The 21313-nt window shown below is 38.0% G+C and carries 27 protein-coding genes; 12 read left to right on the forward strand and 15 right to left on the reverse strand.

Annotation, left to right across the window (positions count from 1 at the left end; translation table 11 throughout):
* The first annotated feature begins 7 nt into the window (after positions 1 to 7).
* A complete protein-coding gene (locus POF52_RS19980) occupies positions 8 to 1327 on the forward strand; it encodes a Na+/H+ antiporter family protein (RefSeq protein ID WP_016765810.1) in 1320 nt (439 codons plus the stop codon).
* Positions 1328 to 1378: 51 nt separating this feature from the next.
* Here POF52_RS19980 and POF52_RS19985 read toward each other — a convergent pair whose 3' ends face one another.
* The 3 genes from POF52_RS19985 to POF52_RS19995 all read right to left on the reverse strand — a co-directional run bounded on the left by POF52_RS19985 (position 1379) and on the right by POF52_RS19995 (position 2768).
* Entirely contained in the window at positions 1379 to 1570 is a 192-nt protein-coding gene (locus POF52_RS19985) for a hypothetical protein (RefSeq protein ID WP_271994322.1), read from the reverse strand.
* A 116-nt stretch (positions 1571 to 1686) separates the two neighbouring features.
* The gene (locus tag POF52_RS19990; RefSeq protein WP_271994360.1) at positions 1687 to 2223 is read right to left on the reverse strand and encodes an HD domain-containing protein; all 537 of its coding nucleotides are present in this window, start codon (positions 2221 to 2223) and stop codon (positions 1687 to 1689) included.
* A gap of 176 nt (positions 2224 to 2399) precedes the next feature.
* On the reverse strand, positions 2400 to 2768 hold the full coding sequence (locus tag POF52_RS19995) for a hypothetical protein (protein ID WP_271994324.1): 369 nt from the start codon (positions 2766 to 2768) through the stop codon (positions 2400 to 2402).
* A gap of 106 nt (positions 2769 to 2874) precedes the next feature.
* On the opposite strand from POF52_RS19995, the gene POF52_RS20000 reads away from it, so the two are divergent.
* Together POF52_RS20000 and kapD are read left to right on the forward strand one after the other, a co-directional pair.
* Positions 2875 to 3258 carry a hotdog fold thioesterase gene (locus tag POF52_RS20000; RefSeq protein WP_013085313.1) on the forward strand — a complete coding sequence of 128 codons (384 nt, stop codon included), beginning with the start codon at positions 2875 to 2877 and terminating at the stop codon, positions 3256 to 3258.
* A 348-nt stretch (positions 3259 to 3606) separates the two neighbouring features.
* A complete protein-coding gene (gene kapD, locus POF52_RS20005) occupies positions 3607 to 4221 on the forward strand; it encodes a 3'-5' exonuclease KapD (protein WP_013085312.1) in 615 nt (204 codons plus the stop codon).
* A 36-nt stretch (positions 4222 to 4257) separates the two neighbouring features.
* Here the strand turns inward: kapD and POF52_RS20010 are convergent, their stop codons facing one another.
* On the reverse strand, positions 4258 to 4638 hold the full coding sequence (locus tag POF52_RS20010; protein WP_271994327.1) for a kinase-associated lipoprotein B: 381 nt from the start codon (positions 4636 to 4638) through the stop codon (positions 4258 to 4260).
* A gap of 85 nt (positions 4639 to 4723) precedes the next feature.
* On the opposite strand from POF52_RS20010, the gene POF52_RS20015 reads away from it, so the two are divergent.
* Complete coding sequence (locus POF52_RS20015; RefSeq protein ID WP_034648533.1) at positions 4724 to 4921, forward strand: hypothetical protein; 198 nt, start codon at positions 4724 to 4726, stop codon at positions 4919 to 4921.
* A 103-nt stretch (positions 4922 to 5024) separates the two neighbouring features.
* Positions 5025 to 5549 (forward strand): superoxide dismutase family protein, encoded by a 525-nt coding sequence (locus POF52_RS20020; RefSeq protein ID WP_013085309.1) that lies wholly within the window; start codon positions 5025 to 5027, stop codon positions 5547 to 5549.
* Positions 5550 to 5584: 35 nt separating this feature from the next.
* Here the strand turns inward: POF52_RS20020 and POF52_RS20025 are convergent, their stop codons facing one another.
* Both POF52_RS20025 and POF52_RS20030 read right to left on the reverse strand, forming a co-directional pair.
* Positions 5585 to 6757, reverse strand: coding sequence for a MalY/PatB family protein (locus POF52_RS20025; protein ID WP_271994330.1), 1173 nt, complete (start codon positions 6755 to 6757; stop codon positions 5585 to 5587).
* Between the two features lie 166 nt (positions 6758 to 6923).
* The gene (locus POF52_RS20030) at positions 6924 to 7772 is read right to left on the reverse strand and encodes an alpha/beta fold hydrolase (RefSeq protein ID WP_013085307.1); all 849 of its coding nucleotides are present in this window, start codon (positions 7770 to 7772) and stop codon (positions 6924 to 6926) included.
* Positions 7773 to 7930: 158 nt separating this feature from the next.
* Here POF52_RS20030 and POF52_RS20035 point away from each other — a divergent pair, with 158 nt between their 5' ends.
* The 3 genes from POF52_RS20035 to yugI all read left to right on the forward strand — a co-directional run bounded on the left by POF52_RS20035 (position 7931) and on the right by yugI (position 10200).
* Positions 7931 to 8431, forward strand: coding sequence for an Lrp/AsnC family transcriptional regulator (locus POF52_RS20035; RefSeq protein ID WP_013085306.1), 501 nt, complete (start codon positions 7931 to 7933; stop codon positions 8429 to 8431).
* Complete coding sequence (locus POF52_RS20040) at positions 8431 to 9591, forward strand: aminotransferase (RefSeq protein WP_013059600.1); 1161 nt, start codon at positions 8431 to 8433, stop codon at positions 9589 to 9591. Before POF52_RS20035 ends, POF52_RS20040 begins: the two co-directional genes overlap by 1 nt.
* Positions 9592 to 9798: 207 nt before the next feature.
* Positions 9799 to 10200, forward strand: coding sequence for a S1 domain-containing post-transcriptional regulator GSP13 (gene yugI / locus POF52_RS20045; RefSeq protein WP_013059599.1), 402 nt, complete (start codon positions 9799 to 9801; stop codon positions 10198 to 10200).
* A gap of 36 nt (positions 10201 to 10236) precedes the next feature.
* On the opposite strand, the gene POF52_RS20050 is transcribed toward yugI, so the two are convergent.
* The gene (locus tag POF52_RS20050; RefSeq protein WP_013059598.1) at positions 10237 to 10467 is read right to left on the reverse strand and encodes a DUF378 domain-containing protein; all 231 of its coding nucleotides are present in this window, start codon (positions 10465 to 10467) and stop codon (positions 10237 to 10239) included.
* Between the two features lie 220 nt (positions 10468 to 10687).
* Here POF52_RS20050 and POF52_RS20055 point away from each other — a divergent pair, with 220 nt between their 5' ends.
* Entirely contained in the window at positions 10688 to 11851 is a 1164-nt protein-coding gene (locus tag POF52_RS20055) for an iron-containing alcohol dehydrogenase (protein ID WP_013085305.1), read from the forward strand.
* 44 nt (positions 11852 to 11895) lie between these two features.
* Here POF52_RS20055 and mnhG read toward each other — a convergent pair whose 3' ends face one another.
* From mnhG to POF52_RS20090, 7 genes are read right to left on the reverse strand one after another with little or no spacing between them, the layout of a single operon-like run.
* Positions 11896 to 12258 (reverse strand): monovalent cation/H(+) antiporter subunit G, encoded by a 363-nt coding sequence (gene mnhG / locus POF52_RS20060; protein WP_271994332.1) that lies wholly within the window; start codon positions 12256 to 12258, stop codon positions 11896 to 11898.
* Positions 12242 to 12526, reverse strand: a complete 285-nt coding sequence (locus tag POF52_RS20065; RefSeq protein WP_013059595.1) for a Na(+)/H(+) antiporter subunit F1 — start codon at positions 12524 to 12526, stop codon at positions 12242 to 12244. Before POF52_RS20065 ends, mnhG begins: the two co-directional genes overlap by 17 nt.
* Entirely contained in the window at positions 12527 to 13003 is a 477-nt protein-coding gene (locus POF52_RS20070) for a Na+/H+ antiporter subunit E (RefSeq protein ID WP_176585288.1), read from the reverse strand.
* Positions 13004 to 13009: 6 nt separating this feature from the next.
* The gene (locus POF52_RS20075) at positions 13010 to 14494 is read right to left on the reverse strand and encodes a Na+/H+ antiporter subunit D (protein WP_271994333.1); all 1485 of its coding nucleotides are present in this window, start codon (positions 14492 to 14494) and stop codon (positions 13010 to 13012) included.
* Entirely contained in the window at positions 14484 to 14825 is a 342-nt protein-coding gene (locus POF52_RS20080) for a Na(+)/H(+) antiporter subunit C (RefSeq protein WP_013059592.1), read from the reverse strand. The genes POF52_RS20075 and POF52_RS20080 overlap by 11 nt, the downstream gene beginning before the upstream one ends.
* A complete protein-coding gene (locus tag POF52_RS20085) occupies positions 14825 to 15247 on the reverse strand; it encodes a Na(+)/H(+) antiporter subunit B (RefSeq protein ID WP_013085301.1) in 423 nt (140 codons plus the stop codon). The genes POF52_RS20080 and POF52_RS20085 overlap by 1 nt, the downstream gene beginning before the upstream one ends.
* Entirely contained in the window at positions 15244 to 17649 is a 2406-nt protein-coding gene (locus tag POF52_RS20090; RefSeq protein ID WP_271994334.1) for a Na+/H+ antiporter subunit A, read from the reverse strand. The genes POF52_RS20085 and POF52_RS20090 overlap by 4 nt, the downstream gene beginning before the upstream one ends.
* A gap of 708 nt (positions 17650 to 18357) precedes the next feature.
* Here POF52_RS20090 and POF52_RS20095 point away from each other — a divergent pair.
* The 3 genes from POF52_RS20095 to POF52_RS20105 all read left to right on the forward strand — a co-directional run bounded on the left by POF52_RS20095 (position 18358) and on the right by POF52_RS20105 (position 20490).
* Positions 18358 to 19707 carry a glucose-6-phosphate isomerase gene (locus POF52_RS20095; protein ID WP_013059589.1) on the forward strand — a complete coding sequence of 450 codons (1350 nt, stop codon included), beginning with the start codon at positions 18358 to 18360 and terminating at the stop codon, positions 19705 to 19707.
* A 130-nt stretch (positions 19708 to 19837) separates the two neighbouring features.
* Positions 19838 to 20032: a hypothetical protein gene (locus POF52_RS20100; protein WP_271994336.1), complete on the forward strand. Its 195-nt coding sequence runs from the start codon at positions 19838 to 19840 to the stop codon at positions 20030 to 20032.
* Positions 20033 to 20085: 53 nt separating this feature from the next.
* Entirely contained in the window at positions 20086 to 20490 is a 405-nt protein-coding gene (locus POF52_RS20105; protein ID WP_271994337.1) for a YugN-like family protein, read from the forward strand.
* A gap of 9 nt (positions 20491 to 20499) precedes the next feature.
* On the opposite strand, the gene POF52_RS20110 is transcribed toward POF52_RS20105, so the two are convergent.
* Complete coding sequence (locus POF52_RS20110) at positions 20500 to 21288, reverse strand: potassium channel family protein (protein ID WP_013085298.1); 789 nt, start codon at positions 21286 to 21288, stop codon at positions 20500 to 20502.
* Between the last annotated feature and the right edge of the window lie 25 nt (positions 21289 to 21313).

A 21313-nucleotide genomic window follows, 5' to 3' on the forward strand; every position in this document is an offset into this window, starting at 1 on the left:
TTTCAAAATGAATGCAGTATTAATAGCTGTGCTCGTGATGCTGATTTTGAGCTTATTGCGTATCAACGTTGTCTTTTCTTTAGCAGTCGGAGCGTTAATTGGAGGACTTGTTGGCGGTATCAGCCTCACAGATACAGTAAGTATATACACAGATGGTCTTGGAAATAGTGCTTCTGTTGCATTAAGCTATGCTTTGCTTGGAGGATTTGCAATGGCTGTTTCGCGGACAGGGCTGCCTGATGCAGTTGTTCAACTAGCGTTAAAAATAGTAGGGAAAGAAGGAGAAACGAAAAAGAAATCACTGTCAAAAGTACTGATCTTATTGATCATCCTTATTATTTCATGTTTTTCTCAAAACGTTATTCCGGTTCACATTGCATTTATTCCGCTTTTAATTCCACCTCTATTAAAAGTATTTAATCAGTTAAAAATCGATCGCCGATTAGTCGCCACCGTTATTACGTTTGGACTGGTTACACCTTATATGTATTTGCCGGCAGGATTCGGTAAGATTTATCACGATATTTTATTTACTAACATCAAAGAAAGTGGACTAACGATTGATAAAGGAGATATTACCGCAGCGATGGCTCTGCCAGCTTTAGGAATGATAGCGGGCTTATTGTTTGCTGTTTTTATTTCATACCGCAAACCACGTCGGTATGAAGACATTGACATTGATCAAGGTGCAGAAGAGAGTACAGGTTATACAACAAGAGGCATTATTATAGCTTTGGTTGCGATTGTAGCAGCTTTAACTGTGCAGCTCTTAGTGGATTCTATGATTTTTGGAGCGCTCGCAGGAATTGTTGTACTTTACTTCAGCGGAGCTTTGAAGTGGAGTGAAGCAGATCCAGTATTAACAAACGGAATGAGAATGATGGCTTTCATTGGATTCGTTATGCTGTCAGCCTCTGGTTTTGCAAAAGTTCTTCAAGAAACTGGAGATGTAGAAGCGCTTGTAAAAGATTCTGTTGCTCTTATTGGAGGGAATCAAATGCTGGGGGCATTTCTTATGCTTGTCATCGGGCTTTTAGTCACAATGGGCATTGGTTCTTCTTTCTCTACCATTCCAATTATCGCGACGATTTTTGTTCCTCTTTGCTTAGAACTTGGTATGAGTCCAATAGCGACGATTTGTATTGTTGGTACAGCCGGAGCGCTTGGAGACGCTGGTTCACCAGCTTCAGACAGTACGCTTGGACCCACATCTGGATTAGCAGTCGATCGTCAGCATGATCATATTTGGGATACGTGTGTACCAACTTTTCTTCACTATAACATTCCACTCATTATTTTTGGATGGATTGCCTCGGTTATCTTGTAAATAGAGGGTCTATAATGAAAAAAGCAGCCGATCAAAACCGGCTGCTTTTTTTCATGATTGAGAAAGAGTAGAAGCAGTGCTGTCACAAGTTCCTAATGCTTGCTCTACAGCCTGAAGAGATTGTTCAATACGTTCACGATTTGAATCTTTCTCTACTGTTTGAAGAGCTTGTTCAAGGCTTGCTTTTGCCTGATTTAATGACGTACAAGAATCCTGCACGTAACCTCTAGCGTTTTTAGACATTCTTCTTCCTCCTAACTAACCAAAAATGAGAATCAATAAGTAGTATGAGTAATTTGCAGGGAATTATGAGGAGAAATAATAAAAAGGATTAACTCTTATGAAAGGAGTTAATCCTGTCAGCCTAACTGTTTAAATTGGTTGGAATGTAGAAGTTCAAGCACTTTCTTATCAAGCTCCTTAATTTTCTTTACAGCCAAATTATATTCCATTTCACGGTAATGGTGTTTGCCGCCTGGCTCTTCATCAGCTTCATCAGCTAGTTTGACTACTTTTTGAAGAGGGCGTTGTTGAATGGTTCCTTCAGGCAAATATGAGTCTGTGTGTAGTAAAATAGCTAAGGCAATTTCTTTTGCTGCCTGAGGTTCCTCACCTAAACGAATGAGTAATTTATGTGCACGTTCAGCACCTTTAATAGCGTGAATATCATTTTGACGATACTTCTCATAATCCCACTGACCATTTGTGTACCATTCGTAGTGGCCAATATCATGAAGCAGCGCTGCTTTTGTAGCTAAATCGGGGTTTACATTATGCTGGACAGATAGACGAAACGCATGATAGGCGACGGATACAGCATGCGCAACGCCAGATCGAGATAAATATTTTTGAGCGATAGGATGCGTGAAAATTTCTACTAGTGTAACATGTCTCATCATGTCATCCCTCCTAAAGAAAAAATATATTTCCAAATACAATATCATATTTATTTCCTAAATACAATTATCGTGTAATTTGTTTTTACATCCAAAAATGGCATATATTATAATATTCGAAACAAAACAACATGTACATCTTTTTTAAAAGAAAATAAGACTTTTTTCCTTGTGTTTTACCATTTAATATTTAACGAAACGTGACAGCAGTCAAATTGGTTATCGGGATGAATAAACGTAATTTTAATATAGTCTGGCGTATAAAAAACATCAATTTTTGCCTTAACGCCCGTTGAAAGAATGAGTCCTTTTACTTCACTCATTTTAGATTCTTGAGCAGCAGCTTTTATTTTTTTTATTAAAGCTGGCGAAGTATTAGCTCTTTGAATAAATATGGTAGCGCTTTGCATGGTAGAGGGAATCACTTTAAGAGATTGCTGGAAAGTCGCTATGTCCGCCTCAGGTAAGCTAGGTACCCTGTATGTATAAGGGTGAGGCATGTAGTACGATGGCCAATAGTAAGACAAGGGAGCAAATGGTTTCATATAAGAATCCTCCTAAAAAACGGATTTTTATTATGTATATGTAGAGGGTTCGTATATGTTGTAGCAAAACCGTTATTGTATACTAGATACAAAGGGAGGTATGGATATGAAAACAAAAGATACGCTGTTAGAAGCATTAGGAATTGAGATTATTAGCGCAAGTGAACAAAGAGTGGAAGCGACGATGCCTGTTGATGAGCGAACGCGTCAGCCATTCGGGCTTTTGCACGGAGGAGCATCGGTGGCGTTAGCCGAAACTGTGGCTAGTCTAGGTGCTATTAAAAGTGTAGATATTGAAAAAGAAATCTGCGTGGGTTTGGAGATTAATGCCAATCATATCAAAGGGAAAAAAGACGGAATCGTTACAGCTATAGGCGTTCCTTTACATAAAGGAAAAAAAACAGCGGTTTGGGAAGTGAAAATTCAAGATGAAGAAGAGAATTTAATCTGTATATCCCGATGCACGCTTGCTATTCTGCCTAAAGCTTAAATATAAGAAAGGCTTAGTCTAAAAAGGTGTGAGGTATGCTTTTGGAGTCGGGAGGGAGCCGCCTCACACACTGATGTGAGAGCTTAAAGAGAATTTGGAAGAGCGGATACATAAAAAAGTGAAAAAATAGGTAAAAAAAAGAAGCGAAATTATGTCTATTCGTGACAGTTACCCTGCGCATAGAGACATGCTCTAGAATATAGTAGTAGTAAAGTATTCTTTTTATTCAGCAACTAGAATATTCATAATATTAAAAATAAGAACAGAAAATAGACCTTCCGATTGTTCAATCGTGCTATAATAGCATTAATATAGTAGGGCGGTTTATTTTACAAAGGGGTGATAATATTGGATAAGAACTCTCAGTATTTATTCATTGATTTTGAATTTACAATGCCAGAGTATAAGGGTTTTCCAAAAGGCTTTTTTCCGGAAATCATTGAAGTTGGTTTGGTGTTTGTTAAAAATCAAGAAATCATTGATCGTTTCTCCTCTTACGTACAGCCTACACACTTTACAAAATTAACTGAGCGCTGTAAATCATTTCTCCATATCGAACAAAATCAAGTAAATGAAGGAATTACGCTAGAGCAGCTTGTACAGCGACTGGGCATGTATAAAAACAGCACGATTATTACATGGGGGAACATGGATATGAAAGTATTAAGGCAGTGCTGTCAAAAAAATAAGGTGCCGTTTCCTTTTACAGGTAAAGAAATTGATCTTTCGATGGAGTATAAGCGCTTTTTTGGAGATCAAAATCAAACCGGCCTTTGGAAAGCTGTGCAAGAGTATGGTAAAGAAGGAACTGGAAAGCACCACTGCGCGCTTGATGATGCGATGACTACACTCAACATCTTTAAGCTTGTAGAAAAAGATAAGAGGTACCTTCAAAAGCCGGAGCCAACGACCATAGGAGACCGAATCGATTTTTCAAAAGTATTAAATAAATTTGCATTATAAAAGCCAAATCACTTCTATGTGAATTTGGCTTTTTGCTTAATGAATACCGTACTCTTTTTTTAACTCTTCTAAACAGGAAATACTTGCTTGAGCAAAAGCGCTATCTTTGCCTTGTTGTTCAGCTATCTTTAATTCAAGGGCTTTTTTTAGTGAATGCTTATAAGCAGGAACGCTGTCTTCATAGAGATGAACCATTTTTTGAGGAATGTTTGCCTGCTCTCGAAACGCAAGTGCTTTTCGCTCGTGAAAAAAAGGTACGTCCACTTGTCCAGGATTATGTAAGTCACCTTGTTCTGGGTGCTTCAACACAGCTAGAATTCGTACAACATAATGCAGATCTCGAACTTGTGTAATTTCACCGATGTATTTCCCGGTTTTATAAAGTGCCGTAACGGTTTGACCAATTGTAAATGTCATATTGCCAGATCTCCTTTAAGTAAAGTGTTTATTATAAACAGTATAAATCAAAACCCACTACCGTTTCTATGAAAGGATGTTGTACATGATGAATTTAATGTTTTTGCTTTATTTTCCGGAAGATAAAACAGAATATATTCCTGCTTTTGCTACAATGGCGATTTTTGTACTAGCAGCAGTTGCAGTCTGGCGGTTCATCATCAAGGTGTCTAAAAAAGAAGAAGAAAAAACGAAGGAATTAGAAGCAAAGCTGAAAGAACAAGAAAATAAGAAGTCACTCTAATGAAATGCAAATAAAATGTAAGCGTTTAAAATGATATGTTGCTGGACAATCTATGGAAAGACATCTAAAACTTTCGCTAGTGCATATGCGATTGGAGGGCAACATGAAAAAACTACTACTCATTGGAACCGTGCCTTTTTTCTTGTTAACGGGGTGTATGGAAAAAGAAATATCCAATAAAGAAGTCAAAGTCTATAACGCAGATGGAGATAGCATCGGTACAGTCAAGTTGAAAGAGCAGGCTGATGGAATTGAGTTTACTTACGATTTAAGCGGACTTCCACCTGGGGAACACGGCGTACATATTCATGAAATGGGAATTTGCAAAGCTCCTAACTTTAAAAGTGCAGGAAATCACCTTGATCCTGATAAAAAGAAACACGGACTGTTAAATCCAAAAGGACCGCATTTAGGCGATATGAAAAATATTGTGGTAGAAGACGATCAAACGTATAAAGGAACGGATATGGTTCCTCAAGTCACGTTAAAAGAAGGAAAGACATCTCTCGTTAAGCGTATGGATGGTTCCTCCCTTGTTATTACCGAACAAGGTGATGACGGAATGACAGAGCCATCAGGTAATTCTGGAAAGCGAATCGCGTGTGGAATTATTTCAAAAAAACATTAAAAACAGCGTTCTTTCGTAAGAAAGAACGCTGTTTTTTACGTTAAAGCTATTTTTAAGCGATTTAATCCTTCTTGAAGTTGTTCATGTGAACAGCCAATGTTCAAGCGGATAAAACCTTTTCCATATGTGGAGCTGTATTTTTCGCCTTTTTCTACGGCGATTTTGCCTTTTTCTAATAAGCGTTCATGTAATTCTTCTTCAGATAAGTGCAGCTTGTTGCAGTCAATCCATAGTAAATAAGTTCCTTCTGGCTGAACCACTCGCAGTTCAGGCAAGTTTTCACTTATAAAACGCGTCACGAGATCTACATTTTTCTTCAGGTACACAAGCAGTGCTTCTAGCCATTCTCCACCTTCGCTGTAAGCTGCTTCTAATCCAATGATTCCAAATGTGTTTAAATTAGAAAACCCTTGCTTTTGCTGCTGCTGAACATACTGTGTGCGCAGTTTCTCATTTGGAATAATAACAGCTGAAGCCTGAAGTCCCGGTATATTAAATGTTTTGCTAGGGGCTATACACGTAATGGTTCGATTGGCTGCATCTTCACTCACCATGCTGATGGGAATATGTTTATAAGGCTGGTAAATTAGATCAGAATGGATTTCATCTGAAACAATTAATACATTGTATTTTTCACAAAGATCAGCAAGTTTCTTCAGTTCTTCTTTTGTCCACACGCGTCCTACTGGATTATGAGGGCTGCAAAGAATCATTAATTTTACGCCTTCTGCAAATTTTTTCTCTAAATCTGCAAAATCAATTTCGTATTTATCGCCTGCAAGCTTCAACGGATTTTCAACAACTTCTCGATCATTTACCTTTATCATGTTAAAAAATGGAGTATAGACGGGAGGCTGAATTAAAATTGAATCTCCGGGTTTCGTAAATGCTTGAATAGCCATACTCAGGGCAAACACAACTCCTGGACTGTATGTAATCCATTCATGATCAATGGTCCACTGATGCTTTTTTTCTACCCAAGATGATAAAGCATTCGCCGTAGATTCAGTAGGGGAAGTGTAGCCGAAAATACCGTGTTTGACACGCTCATTAATGGTTTGAAGAACACTAGGCGGCGCTTGGAAATCCATATCAGCTACCCAAAAAGGCAGAACATCTTTTGCTCCAAAAACAAGATCAGTTTTGTCCCACTTTACGGACTGCGTACCTGTACGGTTAATTAATTGATCAAAAGAATAAGTAGACAATAAAAGTACCCCCTTTTTAATACAATAGTTTGATTATTTTTAATACGTTTGTCAACGAAGTTAACTCGTGAAGTTAATAAAGAAAGTGGAAAATTGTTGAAGCACCACTACTAAATTTTTTATTAAAGTTAGCGCTTCTTGTGACATATACGGACTCGCCCCATCATTATTGAGACAGGGCTTGTTCATCGTACAAGAAATCGACCATATGAGACTGCACAATGTCGGGACACTCTTCTGGTAAAAGGTGTCCAATTTCCTTTAAAGAGATAAAGGTAGAGTCTGTTAAATCATCTTTTAACTTACGTCCGAGATGTAAAGGGACAACTCGGTCTTCTTCTCCCCAAATGAGTAAACTTGGTTTTTTTATGTGCTGCAAATCCTTTGAGGATAGGTCTCCTTCTCGATCACGAATCATTCTTGTTAAAGCCATAAACGTACGGTCATCCAAAAATGGTTCAGTATAGCCATCAATCATTTCTTCGTCGATTAACTGATGATCAAATACGACATTTTGCAAGTTGCCTAATACACCTTTGCGAGACAGCCACGTTTTTACCCACAGATAAAAGAATGGAACATAAGAAGACATGACCAACCCATAATGTGAAGGGCCTAAATAAGCTGAGCTGCACAGAAGAACGAGTTTTGATACGCAAGAAGGCTTTAATTTTGCTACGTTTAAACAAACCTGTCCTCCCATTGAGTGTCCCGATAGTACAACATCTTTCAAGTTTAAATATTCAATCAACTCGATGACAATTTTGGCTAAGTTTTTATACGAGTATTGAAAGGTTAACGATTTTTCACTTCGCCCAAATGGCGGAAGGTCCAGCGTAATGATAGAAAACGTATCTTCAAATAAAGGAATTAAACGCCGAAAGCTAAAACTGGATGATAAAAAGCCGTGAATAAATACAATAGCTGGTTTATCAGGGTGATAGTTATGACATTCGTAGTAAACATTGACTCCATTAAAAGTACGCTGGTGGCAAGTAATTTTAGATTCAGTCAATTTGTTTCACTCCATCTTTTTCTTTCTAGTCTGTCCTAATTTCCAGCAATCTATAAAATGAAACTCAATTACCGGTATAGATTTCACATTAAAGATGTGTTTAAATTTGATATAATGGAAAAAGTGAAAAAATTTAATCGGTGTAGGAGGGGAACGCGGTGTTCTTAGAAGAAAAAGAGTTAGAAATTTTAGAAATTCTAGAAAAAAATAGCCGTATTTCAATAGATAGTATTTCAAAAATGGTGGATTTAACGTTTGACGAAACCTCTAATATTGTTAAAAAGCTAGAGAGAGAAAAAGTAATTGTGCAATATTCAGCTGATATTAACTGGAGACGAGTAGATGGACATGAGGGCGTCACCGCTATGATAGATGTAAAAGTTGCACCAAAGCGAGGAGTAGGCTTTGATGAGATTGCGGAGCGCATCTATCGTTTTCAAGAAGTGAAATCCGTGTACCTAATGTCAGGAGCATATGATTTGTCTGTTATTATTGAAGAAAAATCAATGTCTGAAGTAGCATTTTTTGTTTCTGAAAAGCTTTCTACGCTAGACTCTGTTTTATCTACGACGACTCACTTTATCATGAAAAAATACAAGCACGATGGTACCATCTACGACCAAGGCGATGAAGATCGCAGAATCGTGGTGTCTCCGTAATGAAAGAGCGCTTGTCAACAACTGTACAACAGCTGAAACCTTCAGGTATTCGCCGCTTTTTTGATTTAGCAGCAAGTATGGATAACGTCATTTCTCTTGGAGTAGGTGAACCTGATTTTGTCACATCTTGGGCTGTTCGAGAAGCGAGTATTTTATCGTTGGAAAGAGGGTATACCTCTTATACGGCAAATGCGGGGCTTTTAGAGCTCCGCTTTGAAATTATGAAGTATATGAAAAGAAATTTTAACGTCTCGTATGATTATAAAGATGATATTATCGTGACCGTTGGAGGAAGTCAGGCTTTAGACATTACAATGAGGGCTTTGATTAACCCTGAAGATGAGATTATTGTCGTGGAGCCAAACTTTGTGTCTTACAGCCCGTTAATTTCACTAGCAGGAGGAGTTCCTGTGGCAATTGAAACAACGGCAGAAACAGAGTTTAAGCTGCAGCCTAGACAGATTGAAGAAGTCATTACAAGCAACACGAAAGCTCTTCTTTTATGCTCTCCTAATAATCCAACAGGAAGTTCACTATCTAAAGAAGAGCTGCAGGCTATTGCGGATATTGTAATCAAGCATGACTTGCTTGTTATCACGGATGAAATATATGCAGAATTAACATATGATGAAGAATTTACATCTATTGCTTCTTTAGAAGGAATGAAAGAGAGAACCATTATTATTTCTGGCTTTTCTAAAGGGTTTGCCATGACTGGATGGCGTCTTGGGTACATATGTGCACCAACTGAGATTGCTAAAGCAATGCTGAAAATTCATCAGTATACAATGATGTGTGCGCCTACCATGGCACAATATGGAGCAATTGAAGCACTGCAAAACGGGCAGCATGACGTAGAAGAGATGAGAAAAAGCTATCGCAGAAGACGGAACTATATGGTGAAGTCATTAAACCAAATTGGTCTGGAATGCCATTCTCCCGGAGGAGCGTTTTATGTGTTCCCGTCTATCAAGAAAACTGGATTGTCATCGGAAGAATTCGCTGAGCAGCTTTTGCTTGAAGAGCGAGTAGCCGTGGTGCCAGGCAATGTATTTGGAAAAGGCGGAGAGGGACATATTCGCTGTTCATACGCCTCTTCAATGGAATCATTAGAAGAATCCATAAAACGGATTAGCCGTTTTGTTGAAAATAAGTTATAATAAAAATAAGATATTATGTCATATCGTATAGACGGTTTGATATAATATCTTTTTTGCTATGATGAAATGTAGTGTTAGTTTATATTTGTGACGAAATTGGTAAATAATAAATATAGTATAACTACTTTTTGATTCAATCTATGAACTGTGCTATAATTTTAAATTGGCTATAGTGATGAAAATAATAAGGTATCTAGGAGTGTTTATATGTCAAAATTTGAAATCGGTACTGTTACAAAAGGTAAAGTAACAGGAATTCAACCATACGGTGCATTCGTTGCATTAAATGAAGAAACTCAAGGATTAGTTCATATCTCAGAAGTAAAACATGGCTTCGTTAAAGATATTAACGAACATTTATCAGTAGGAGACGAAGTAAACGTTAAAGTTTTATCTGTTGATGAGTCAACTGGTAAAATTGGTTTATCTATTCGTGCAACTGAGCCAGCTCCAGAAAAAACTGAAGCTTCTGCACCTAAAAAACCTGCTAAAAAGCGTCAAGGTCAAGCAACAGTTCATACTGAATCTACTCAAGGATTCAACACATTAAAAGAAAAATTAGAAGAGTGGATTGAGCAATCAAACCGCGAAGATCTAATTAAGAAATAAGAAAAAAAGAAGGATAGCTGAGCTATCCTTCTTTTTTTAATGTTCCGTTCTAGGTTCTGTACGCTCTACTTCAGCAGAAGGTTTAAATAATAGACCTAGGTTAATCAGTCCTGCGATTCCAACCAATCCATAAATAATGCGGGAGAAAGCAGATGTTTGACCGCCGAAGATTGCTGCTACTAAATCAAATTGAAAAAAGCCAATAAGTCCCCAGTTAATTGCTCCAATAATCGTTAATACGAGCGCAATACGTTGAATACCACTCATGATGAACCCTCCTTGTTTTGTAGTTCACTTATTAGCCTGCTTTTTTTAGAGGGAAATATGCATATTTGCTTTTGGAAGATACAGACAAATAAACGTTCATTTGGATGGGGTGAGCATCTAGCCAACAGGGAATAATCTTTAGGAAGTCAATTTTCTTTACAATCAAAAAGTTGTTCTTCATAATGATGCATGTAATCAAGCTCGTAAGGAGGAGTTTATAGTGAACAATTTTACATTTTATAACCCTACAAAATTAATTTTTGGTAAAGGTCAATTAGAGCAATTAAAAACAGAAGCAAGTCGCTTTGGTAAAAAGATATTATTAGTATACGGCGGAGGAAGCGTAAAACGCAGCGGTTTATACGATCAAGTAATGGATGTACTGAATGACATGAATGCAGAGGTACATGAGTTAGCGGGAGTAGAGCCGAATCCTCGTCTGACAACTGTTCGCAAAGGAATCGATATTTGTAAAGAAAACGGTATTGAATTTTTACTTGCAGTAGGTGGAGGAAGCGTAATCGATTGTACAAAAGCAATCGCAGCAGGCGCAAAATATGATGGAGACGTATGGGACATCATTAACCGCGACGTATTCGCAGCTGAAGCTCTTCCATTTGGAACAGTGCTAACATTAGCGGCAACAGGTTCAGAAATGAATGCTGGTTCTGTTATTACAAATTGGGAAACACAAGAAAAATACGGCTGGGGCAGTCCGGCAACATTCCCTCAATTCTCTATTTTAGATCCCGTTAATACATTTACTGTACCAAAAAATCAAACAGTTTATGGCATGGTCGACATGATGAGCCACGTATTTGAACAATATTTCCATGCTGCAACAAATACGCCGCTTCAAGATCGCATGTGTGAAGGAGTACTGCAAACGGTTATTGAAACGGGACCAAAATTATTAAACGACTTAGAGAACTACGAGTTACGTGAAACGATTTTATACAATGGGACAATCGCATTAAACGGTATGTTACAAATGGGACACCAAGGCGATTGGGCTACTCATAATATTGAGCATGCGGTATCAGCTGTATATGACATTCCTCATGCGGGTGGACTCGCAATTTTATTCCCGAACTGGATGAAACACGTAATGGATGAGAACGTAGATCGCTTCAAGCAAGTAGCTGTACGCGTATTTAATGTAGATACGGAAGGCAAGACGGATAAAGAAGTAGCACTTGAAGGTGTTGATAAGCTTCGTGAATTCTGGTCAAGCCTAGGTGCACCAACTCGCTTAGCAGATTATGATATTGGTGAAGACAAATTAGATCTTATGGCTGATCGTGCGATGGCTAAAGGTGAATTTGGTAAATTTAAAAAATTAAACAAAGAAGATGTACTAGCAATCCTACGCGCTTCTTTATAAGATTTTCGATAAAAAACGCCGTGCAAACCGCACGGCGTTTTTTTCTATTCATGATGGGTAAGCTTTTTCTGCTGTTTGGTTTTCAAATCATCCCGAACGGTTTTATCAGAAAGGGGAACTCCGCTGTAATAAGCCGCTCTTCCTAGTAAATGCCCAGCAATAGGAGAGGTGATAAACACAAAGACAATCGCTAAAATTACCCGTGCACTAATATGGCCAGTGTCAATCCAAAAGTAGAGTAAGCAGCCCACTAATATAAACAGGACGCCTAAGGTAGCACTTTTGGAGGCAGCGTGACTTCTTGTATACGTATCAGGCAAGCGAATAAGCCCAATCATGGTCACAACTGTCAGAAGAGACCCTATTAGTACCAAAGCTCCTACAATGATTTCACTGATCACGTTCATATTCAATCACTTCTCCTTTCTCTAAAAACTTAGAAAAAGCAACGGTACCTACAAAGGCTATGATGCCTAGCAGTAAAATGACTTCGAAAAAAGCCTGGGTTCGAAAAATAATCGAGATGATGGCCGTGATAGCAATGATGTTAATTCCAATAGCATCAAGGGCCATTGCTCGATCAGCGGTTGACGGACCTTTTACCACTCGGTAAACAAACCCAATAGTTGAAGCAGAAATGAGAATGAGCGAAACGTTTAAAAAAATATCGAGCATTTAACGACTCACCTCCATAATAGCTTTTTCGAATGTTTGCTGAATATCTGTAATAATGTCATCAATATCGTCTGTATTGATTGCATGAATATAGATAGTAGAATTATCATCTGATACATCCATTACCAGTGTGCCTGGCGTTAGCGTAATTAAAAGAGAAAGAATGGTAATTTCCCATTCACTCTCCAGACGGGTTGGCATTGCAAAGATGGCTGGCTGAATATTTAATTTAGGGCGCAATACGTCTTTAGTAACTGCAATATTGGCTTTGAATAATTCTCGTATGAAAATAAACAGCAGCTTAATGATCGCATACACTTTATACAAGTAAAAACGTCTGTGAAAAAAACGGCGGAAAACAAACAGCAGTACCGCTCCCCAGAAAAATCCTATAATAAAGGAAGGTAGTGTCCAAATCCCTCTCAAAAACATCCATGTGAATGCAATGACTACGTTTAATAATAGTTGAAATGACATGCAGATCTACTCCTTTAACACCGATTGGATATAAATTGAAGGATCCATAAGCGTTTGAGCGGCTGTCGACACATAAGGAATAACAGCTTCTGCACCTAGTCCTAAAAAGACAGAAACAGCAAGTAAGATAGCGGATGGGTATAGAATACCTTTAAGAGATACTTCTTCATGCTCAGAAGAAAGCGTAGGTTCACCCCAGAAGCAGCTCATGAAAATCTTAATGGCAGAATATAAAACGAGCAGGCTTGAAACTAGTAAAACTCCTACAAACGTGTAGCTCTCTGATTCTAAACCGCCTTGAACTAAAAGGAATTTTCCAATAAAGCCGCTTAGGGGAGGAATTCCTGCCAACGAAATAGTAGCGATAAAAAACATCCAGCCAAGCAGCGGATAGTCTTTAATTAACCCGCCCATTTTCTTTAATTTTGTTGTTCCAGTTATTCGAATGATGCTTCCAGCAAGAAGGAAGAGAGCTGCTTTAATAATCATGTCGTGAATTAAATAATAAATGGCTCCTTCAAAACCTGCTTTTGTTGTTAAAGTTACACCGTAGACAATGACTCCGACAGCAATAATAATGTTATAAATTAAAATTTTATTCACATCTGAATAAGCAATGGCGCCTACTGCACCAACAACGATAGTCAAAAGCGCAACGTAACCGATAATTTGATGAGTGAATTCAGGATGGTGATAAAACAGTAAAGTGAAAGTCCTGAAAATAGAGTAAACTCCTACTTTTGTTAGCAACGCACCAAATAATCCGATAATAACGGGTGGAGGTGCACTGTACGAACCTGGAAGCCAGAAATACATTGGAAATAAAGCTGCTTTTAATGCAAATACAATAAATAAAAGCATGCCAATGGTTGTTAAAATTCCCGGCTGGTTAGCCTCTGCAATTCGTTGCGAAAGGTCTGCCATGTTGAGAGTTCCTGTTACGGCGTACAAATAAGCAACAGCAATTACAAACAAAGCGGATGAAATGACATTGACTAAAATATACTTAAGGGACTCTCGAAGCTGTGCTTTTGTACCCCCAAGTACAATAAGAGCGTATGAAGACATAAGCATGACTTCAAAAAAGACAAATAAGTTAAAGATATCACCTGTCAAGAAGGCGCCAAATACGCCTACTAATAAAAACTGCACAAATGAATAAAAGTAAAAGCGTTCACGTCTCTCGCCAATTGTATGAAAAGCAAAAAGAACGCAGCATAGTGTTACGATACTAGCAGTAAGTACGAGAAGGGAAGCGAACATGTCCGCTACTAGAATAATTCCAAAAGGAGGTTTCCAGTTCCCTAGCTCGTGAGTTAAAACTCCTTTTGATTGAACCAACTGTACTAAATAGGCAGCAAAAGCAGTGGTGGTGATTAATGATAAAACACTGATTATCCTTTGAAGTTTAATATTGTCTTTGAAAAAAATGAGCACAACACCTACAACAAACGGGATAAGCAGTGGGATGATTACAAAATTACTCGTCATGTTCATTTCCCCTTAACTTGTCCATATCGTCTGTTCCGAGTTCTTGGTAAGCCCTGTACGCTAGTACAAGGAAAAAAGAAGTGACGCCAAAGCTTATGACAATGGCAGTTAAAATTAGAGCTTGAGGTAAAGGATCTGTATAAGAAGAAGCCTTTTCTCCCAGAAGGGGAACACTCCCCCCTTTTAATCCGCCCATCGTTAAAATTAACAGGTGAACACCGTGGCTTAATAAGCCTGTTCCAATAATAATTCGCAGTAAACTGCGGGATAACATGAGATATACAGCGGCAGTGAATAGAATCCCTGCCACTATGGACATTAATATTTCCACTATTCACTCTCTCCAATCGTTTGAATAATGGTCATCGTAACACCAACAACTACTAGATATACACCTAGATCAAACAGTACAACGGTAGCTAAAGATGTTTTCCCGAGAAGGGGAAGGTTAAAGTAGCTATATGTGTGAGTTAGAAATGGGACTTTGAAAATAAATGACCCAAGCCCAGTTAAAATAGCTAGCAGCAGTCCGGAAGCCGCGACCTTCTTATAATCAAATGGGATGACTTTCGATACGGTTTTTATATCGAAAGCCAGCAGGAGTAATACAAGAGCTGCTGAGGTAGTAAGTCCTCCAACAAACCCTCCCCCCGGTGTATAATGACCTGCAAAGAAAAGATGAATGGCAAAAATGATAATAATAAACGTGACTACTTTCGTTGTGGTTTGTAGTATCAAATCATTTTTTTTCACTCCTCTTCCTCCTTTGTTAACCGAAGACGAATCATGCCATAGATAGCAAGAGCTGCTATACAAAGTACGGTAATTTCAAATAATGTATCAAATCCGCGGAAGTCAACAAGGATTACGTTCACCATGTTTTCGCCGCCTGCTTTTTCATAGCTGTTTTCAATAAAGTAATGTGAAATCGATTCAAATAGTTTCGTACTGTTTGCTGATATGCCAAGCAGTGTAACAGTCGTTCCTACAAGAAGAGCAACCAGTAAGTTTGGTAGCTGAAACTTCACCCTTACTTTTCGCTTCCGAAACTCGGGCAAGTAGTAGAAACATAGTAAAAATAGGGATACGGATACAGTTTCAATCACTAATTGAGTCAAAGCTAAGTCAGGAGCTCGGAATAATACGAAAAATAAAGAGAGCGTATACCCGACAACTCCTAGAGAAATAATGGCTGTGAGGCGTGATTTTGCTAATAAAGTTGTAATAGTAGCTGCAACCATTACGACTGCTAATATGGCCTCGTAAACGCCTATAGAAGCAGTATCTTTTAAATCAATCGCAAAGGCATTCTGAGAAAAGAGCGTCACGAGAAGTAAAATGCCTATGAAAGTAAAAATGATTAAAAGATAGTCTCTAATAAATCCTGTCATTAATGTTTTCATGATACGTGTTGACCCTTTTTCAATCCCTTTAATTCCATAATTATAGCCATTATTAAGCGTTAAAGAAGAAGGGAATCGTGTGTAGATTTTTAACCACTTTTGAATCGTCATAAATAACAAAACACCAAATATGATGACCCCTAGCGTCATAAATAATTCTGGCGTAAAGCCGTGCCAAAATTTAATATGCACTTGATATTCTTTACCTTCAGCTAGCAGGCTAGGTGCGATAGAGGCCATTGTTGGCTCAATAAGAGTTGATTCTAATAAGTTAGGAGCAAAGCCGAAAATAACAACCAGTGATGCTAAAATAACAGGTGAAATAAGCATGCCTACTGGTGCTTCATGCGGCTTCTTCTCTAGTTTTTCGGGCTGGTATTTGCCTGTAAAGGTTTTAAAGACAAGAATCATACTATAGACGAAAGTGAAAATACTTCCTAACCAAGCGATGACAGGCAGCAAAATTCCCCACGTCTGCATGCTATACATATCCATTTTTGTCACGTTTACCATACCTGTAAAAAACATCTCTTTACTTAAGAATCCATTAAAAGGAGGAAGACCCGCCATTGAAAATCCCCCGATGATAGCAATGGTAAATGTCACAGGCATGAAGCTCATTAACCCGCCTAACTTTCTAATGTCACGCGTGCCTGTTTCATGATCGACAATCCCTACTACCATAAACAAACTGCCTTTGAAGGTAGCGTGGTTAATCAAATGGAAAACCGCTGCAGTAAGAGCTACTAAGTAGATATTATCGTCTAAAAAATCATAGTGAAGAGCTGCGCTACCTACTCCTATAAGTGACATAATCATCCCGAGCTGACTAATGGTTGAAAAAGCTAAAATCCCTTTCAGATCTTGCTGCTTTACTGCTGAAAATGAGCCCCAAAACAGTGTAATTAGTCCTATAATTGAAATAGCAAAAAACCAAGTGGCGCTTATAGCAAAAATAGGGCTGAGTCTTGCTAAAAGATAAATTCCCGCTTTTACCATTGTGGCTGAATGAAGGTATGCACTCACTGGGGTTGGAGCTTCCATTGCATCTGGCAGCCAAATATGAAAAGGAAACTGAGCAGATTTTGTAAAGGCCCCTAATAAAATGAGGACTAGAGCTGGAATGAATAGATGACTTGATGTGACTACATCTACGTTGGAGATAATTTCGCGTATGCTGAAAGTACCTGTCATGACGTATAAAAGCATAATTCCTGCTAATAGGGAAAGTCCTCCGAATACGGTAATAAGCATAGATTTTAAGGCTCCGTATTGAGATTTCTCTCGTTTGTACCAATAACCAATCAATAAAAAAGATGAAAGGCTTGTTAATTCCCAAAAGTTATACAGGCTCATTAGGTTGTCTGATAATACAACTCCTAGCATAGACCCCATAAAAAGAAGCAAATAGACATAAAACGAATGCAGCGCTTCTTTTGTCTTAGAAAGATAATAAATGGAGTAAAGAATAACAAGTGTCCCAATTCCGGTGATTAACAGAGAAAATAGAAGACCGAGTCCATCCACGTAAGCATCAAAGTTAATACCCAGACTAGGTATCCATTTCATTGAATGTAGGTAGGTTTCCCCTTTAGAAACACCACTGATATATTGTGTGAAATAAATGAACAACACAAGTGGAAGAGGCAAAACGAACCACCCTGTATGAATACGCTGGAATTTCCTATACAGAAGCGGGACAAAAAAGGCTAATAAAAAAGGCGATAAAATCACCAAGTGCAACCACGACAAAAGACAAACCTCCTTGTGATATTCAATTCTGTAACCGATTATATAATAATTTAATTATGCATGCATCCATGCTAATTCTTAGTATCAGCAGAATTTTCAAGGCTTATTAAATAAATAGAAACTCGTCACAAAATCCATAAAAAAAACATAAAAAAATTTTTTTCGACGTATAAAAATCATGCAAAATTGTCACTCTAAGAGTGAGGTGATGGAAATGTATAGGAAACAAATAGCCATCAGTTTTCTCATTTTTACCGCACTATGTATGAGTGGATTTGTGCTGAATAATCACTTGGAAATGAAAGAAGAAAACAGGATGCTGCTCACTTCTAAAAACGACGCTGAAAATTCCATATCAATAGACTCTTCCCTTTTAAAAGCCTCTTATAAACCGAGACAATATGTGAAGATAGGTGAAATGAACTATATTGCACCACCCAATAAGCAAATAAAAAACGATTGAAGACCACTCTTTAGTCGTTTTTTATTTGCTTATTATTTGCGTAATTGTGCATGAATTACGTCCTGTAATCAAAGAACATTAGTTGACTTCACAACTGAATTTATCGTTAAATAAAAGGGTACATACAATGATTGCAGTTTCAACAAACTATAATGATTGTGTCAAATTGTAAGTGGATTCACTTGAATTCAGCTAACAGTTTCGATAAAGTGAAAAATAAAGATATTTTAATGGAGGAACAGACTATGACACATGTTCGTTTTGATTATTCAAACGCGTTATCATTTTTTGGTGAACATGAACTTACATACTTACGTGATGCCGTGAAAGTAGCTCACCATTCAATTCATGAGAAAACAGGTGCTGGAAACGACTTTTTAGGATGGGTCGACCTTCCTACGGAGTATGACAAAGAAGAATTTGCACGCATTCAAAAAAGTGCAGAAAAAATTAAATCTGATTCAGATGTATTAATTGTTATCGGTATTGGAGGATCTTACTTAGGTGCTCGTGCTGCTATTGAAATGCTTCAGCATTCATTCTATAACACATTATCAAAAGAACAGCGTAAAACTCCGCAAGTTATTTTTGCTGGTAACAACATCAGCTCAACATACATGAAAGACTTAATGGATGTTTTACAAGATAAAGATTTCTCTATTAATGTTATTTCAAAATCTGGTACAACAACAGAACCGGCGATTGCTTTCCGTATCTTCCGTAAATTATTAGAAGAGAAATACGGCAAAGAAGAAGCACGCAAGCGTATTTATGCAACAACAGATAAAGCGCGCGGCGCATTAAAAACATTAGCGGACGAAGAAGGCTATGAAACATTTGTTATTCCAGATGATGTAGGCGGCCGTTATTCAGTATTAACAGCGGTTGGCTTATTACCAATTGCCGCTGCGGGTCTTGATATCGAACAAATGATGAAAGGGGCAGCTGATGCTCAAGAAGCATTCTCATCATCAGAGCTAGAAGAGAACCCAGCTTATCAATATGCTGTAGCTCGTAATGTGCTTTATAATAAAGGAAAAACAATTGAAATGCTGATTAACTATGAGCCAGCTCTTCAATACTTTGCTGAGTGGTGGAAACAGTTATTTGGCGAAAGTGAAGGAAAAGACCAAAAAGGTATTTACCCTTCATCTGCTAACTTCTCAACGGATCTTCATTCTTTAGGTCAATATGTACAAGAAGGTCGCCGTGATATTTTTGAAACAATTGTACAAGTTCAAGATTCTCGTCATGAGCTAACAATTGAAGAAGATGCAGCGGACTTAGATGGATTAAATTACTTAGCTGGTGAAACAGTTGACTTTGTAAATAAAAAAGCGTTCCAAGGTACAATGCTTGCTCACACAGATGGAGGCGTTCCAAACTTAGTTGTGAACATTCCTGCGCTAGATGAGTATACGTTCGGATATGTTGTATATTTCTTCGAAAAAGCATGTGCAATCAGCGGCTATTTATTAGGCGTAAACCCATTCGATCAGCCGGGAGTAGAAGCATACAAAGTAAATATGTTTGCTCTTCTTGGAAAACCTGGTTTTGAAGAGAAAAAAGCAGAATTAGAAAAGCGTTTGAAATAAGTAAAAAGAGGGCGGTACAAAAGTATTTTAGCCCAAGTGAAAAACGAACCATTGATCAACATGTTTGATTAGTGGTTCGTTTTTTTTGTTATGGTGAATATAGTTTCATCTGTTTAGGACCTTCTAGCAGTTGATTGGAGGGCAAGGCGAAGACTCCTGCGGGAAAAGCGCAAGCGACGAGGGGGCTCAGCGCCCGCCCGCGGAAAGCGAAGCCTTGCACGGACATCACGGTGTCACAAGCGATTTATACGAGCTACTTTATCCAGTTTGTTCGTCTTTAGGTTGGATTCATTTAGTTATGTCTCAACCTCTTTTTTGCTTTTGAGATAAAGGATAAAACGCTGGAAAAAGGACATGTTAAAACAGAGGAGGGATAACATGATTGAATTATCTTCAAGATTAGAGGGCACATTATTCAAGCTTTATGAATTAGAAAAAACGCTTAAGCCGCTTGGGTATAACATTGGAGGAAATTGGGATTATGACCATGGTTCATTCGACTATAAGATGAATGATGAAGTCGGCTATCAGTTTTTACGTATCCCGTTTACAGCTACGAATGGAGAGCTGGATTCTAAAGGAACAATCGTACAGATTGGCACGCCATTTTTACTTTCACATAAATATCAAATTGGTCTAGATGACGATGTTCACAATGGAAATGTGAGTGCTTCATTTAATCAGTTTGCAGAACCCCAAGACGCAGACGCTTCATTTCCAGAAAAGTATATTAGCTTAGGAGAAGATCTAATTAGAGAGGCAGAAGATGCGCTGCTTCAGTAATTGAAGGAACTATTCTTTTTTTAAACTCTCTACTTTTTTCACAAAAATATGTTCGTACATGACTTGACTAATCAACTCGTTTGTTTTAATCATTTCATTCACCCCCAAATTTTGTGCATTTTGAATATGCTTTTTTGTTAACAGTTCAACGATGCTGTAAATAGAAGGGTTCAATCCTTGCAGAGCGACTAACGTAACAATCGTATTCATGTCTGCATATTCTTCTGTCTTATGTTGATCGGCAGTAATCAGCACTTTTTTTGCGTACCGAGCGTTGGCAAGTTCTAATACTTCATAATGAGAGGGACTGCCTTTAATAAAATGAACGCGATCACAAATCATGGGATTTTTAGTCAGAGAGTCGTCGATAAGAACAATGTCTTCTTTATGAAATGCGTCGCGATAAGACTCTAACACGAGTTTGGCGCGCTCATTCCACCCAACAACGATAAAGTGATCTTTTCCATAAAATTTTAAATTTCCTTCCAAATAAGCGCTCTCAGCGGAAACAGCAATTTTAGAAAGCGTAACAAAATAAGTAGTAATAAATCCCGTTCCGATCAGGACTAAAATAATTGCAGCTAACCTTCCAATCGTAGTGGTCGGAGCAAAATCACCGTACCCTATAGTAGAAATTGTAATAATAACCCACCAAATTCCTTCAAACACATTCCCAAACGTTTGCGGCTCTAGGAAATGTATAAGCATGCCGAAAAGCAGAACAAGGCAGCCGATAATAAAAAGAAGCCGCACTAAAATAGAACGACGAAAAAGTCGAAATAATAGCCATTCCATCATAAAAAAACCTCCAGTGATTAGTCAT

Origin of the sequence: Priestia sp. AB, from assembly GCF_028369225.1 — a bacterium.
GTDB classification, from domain to species: Bacteria; Bacillota; Bacilli; order Bacillales; family Bacillaceae_H; genus Priestia; species Priestia megaterium.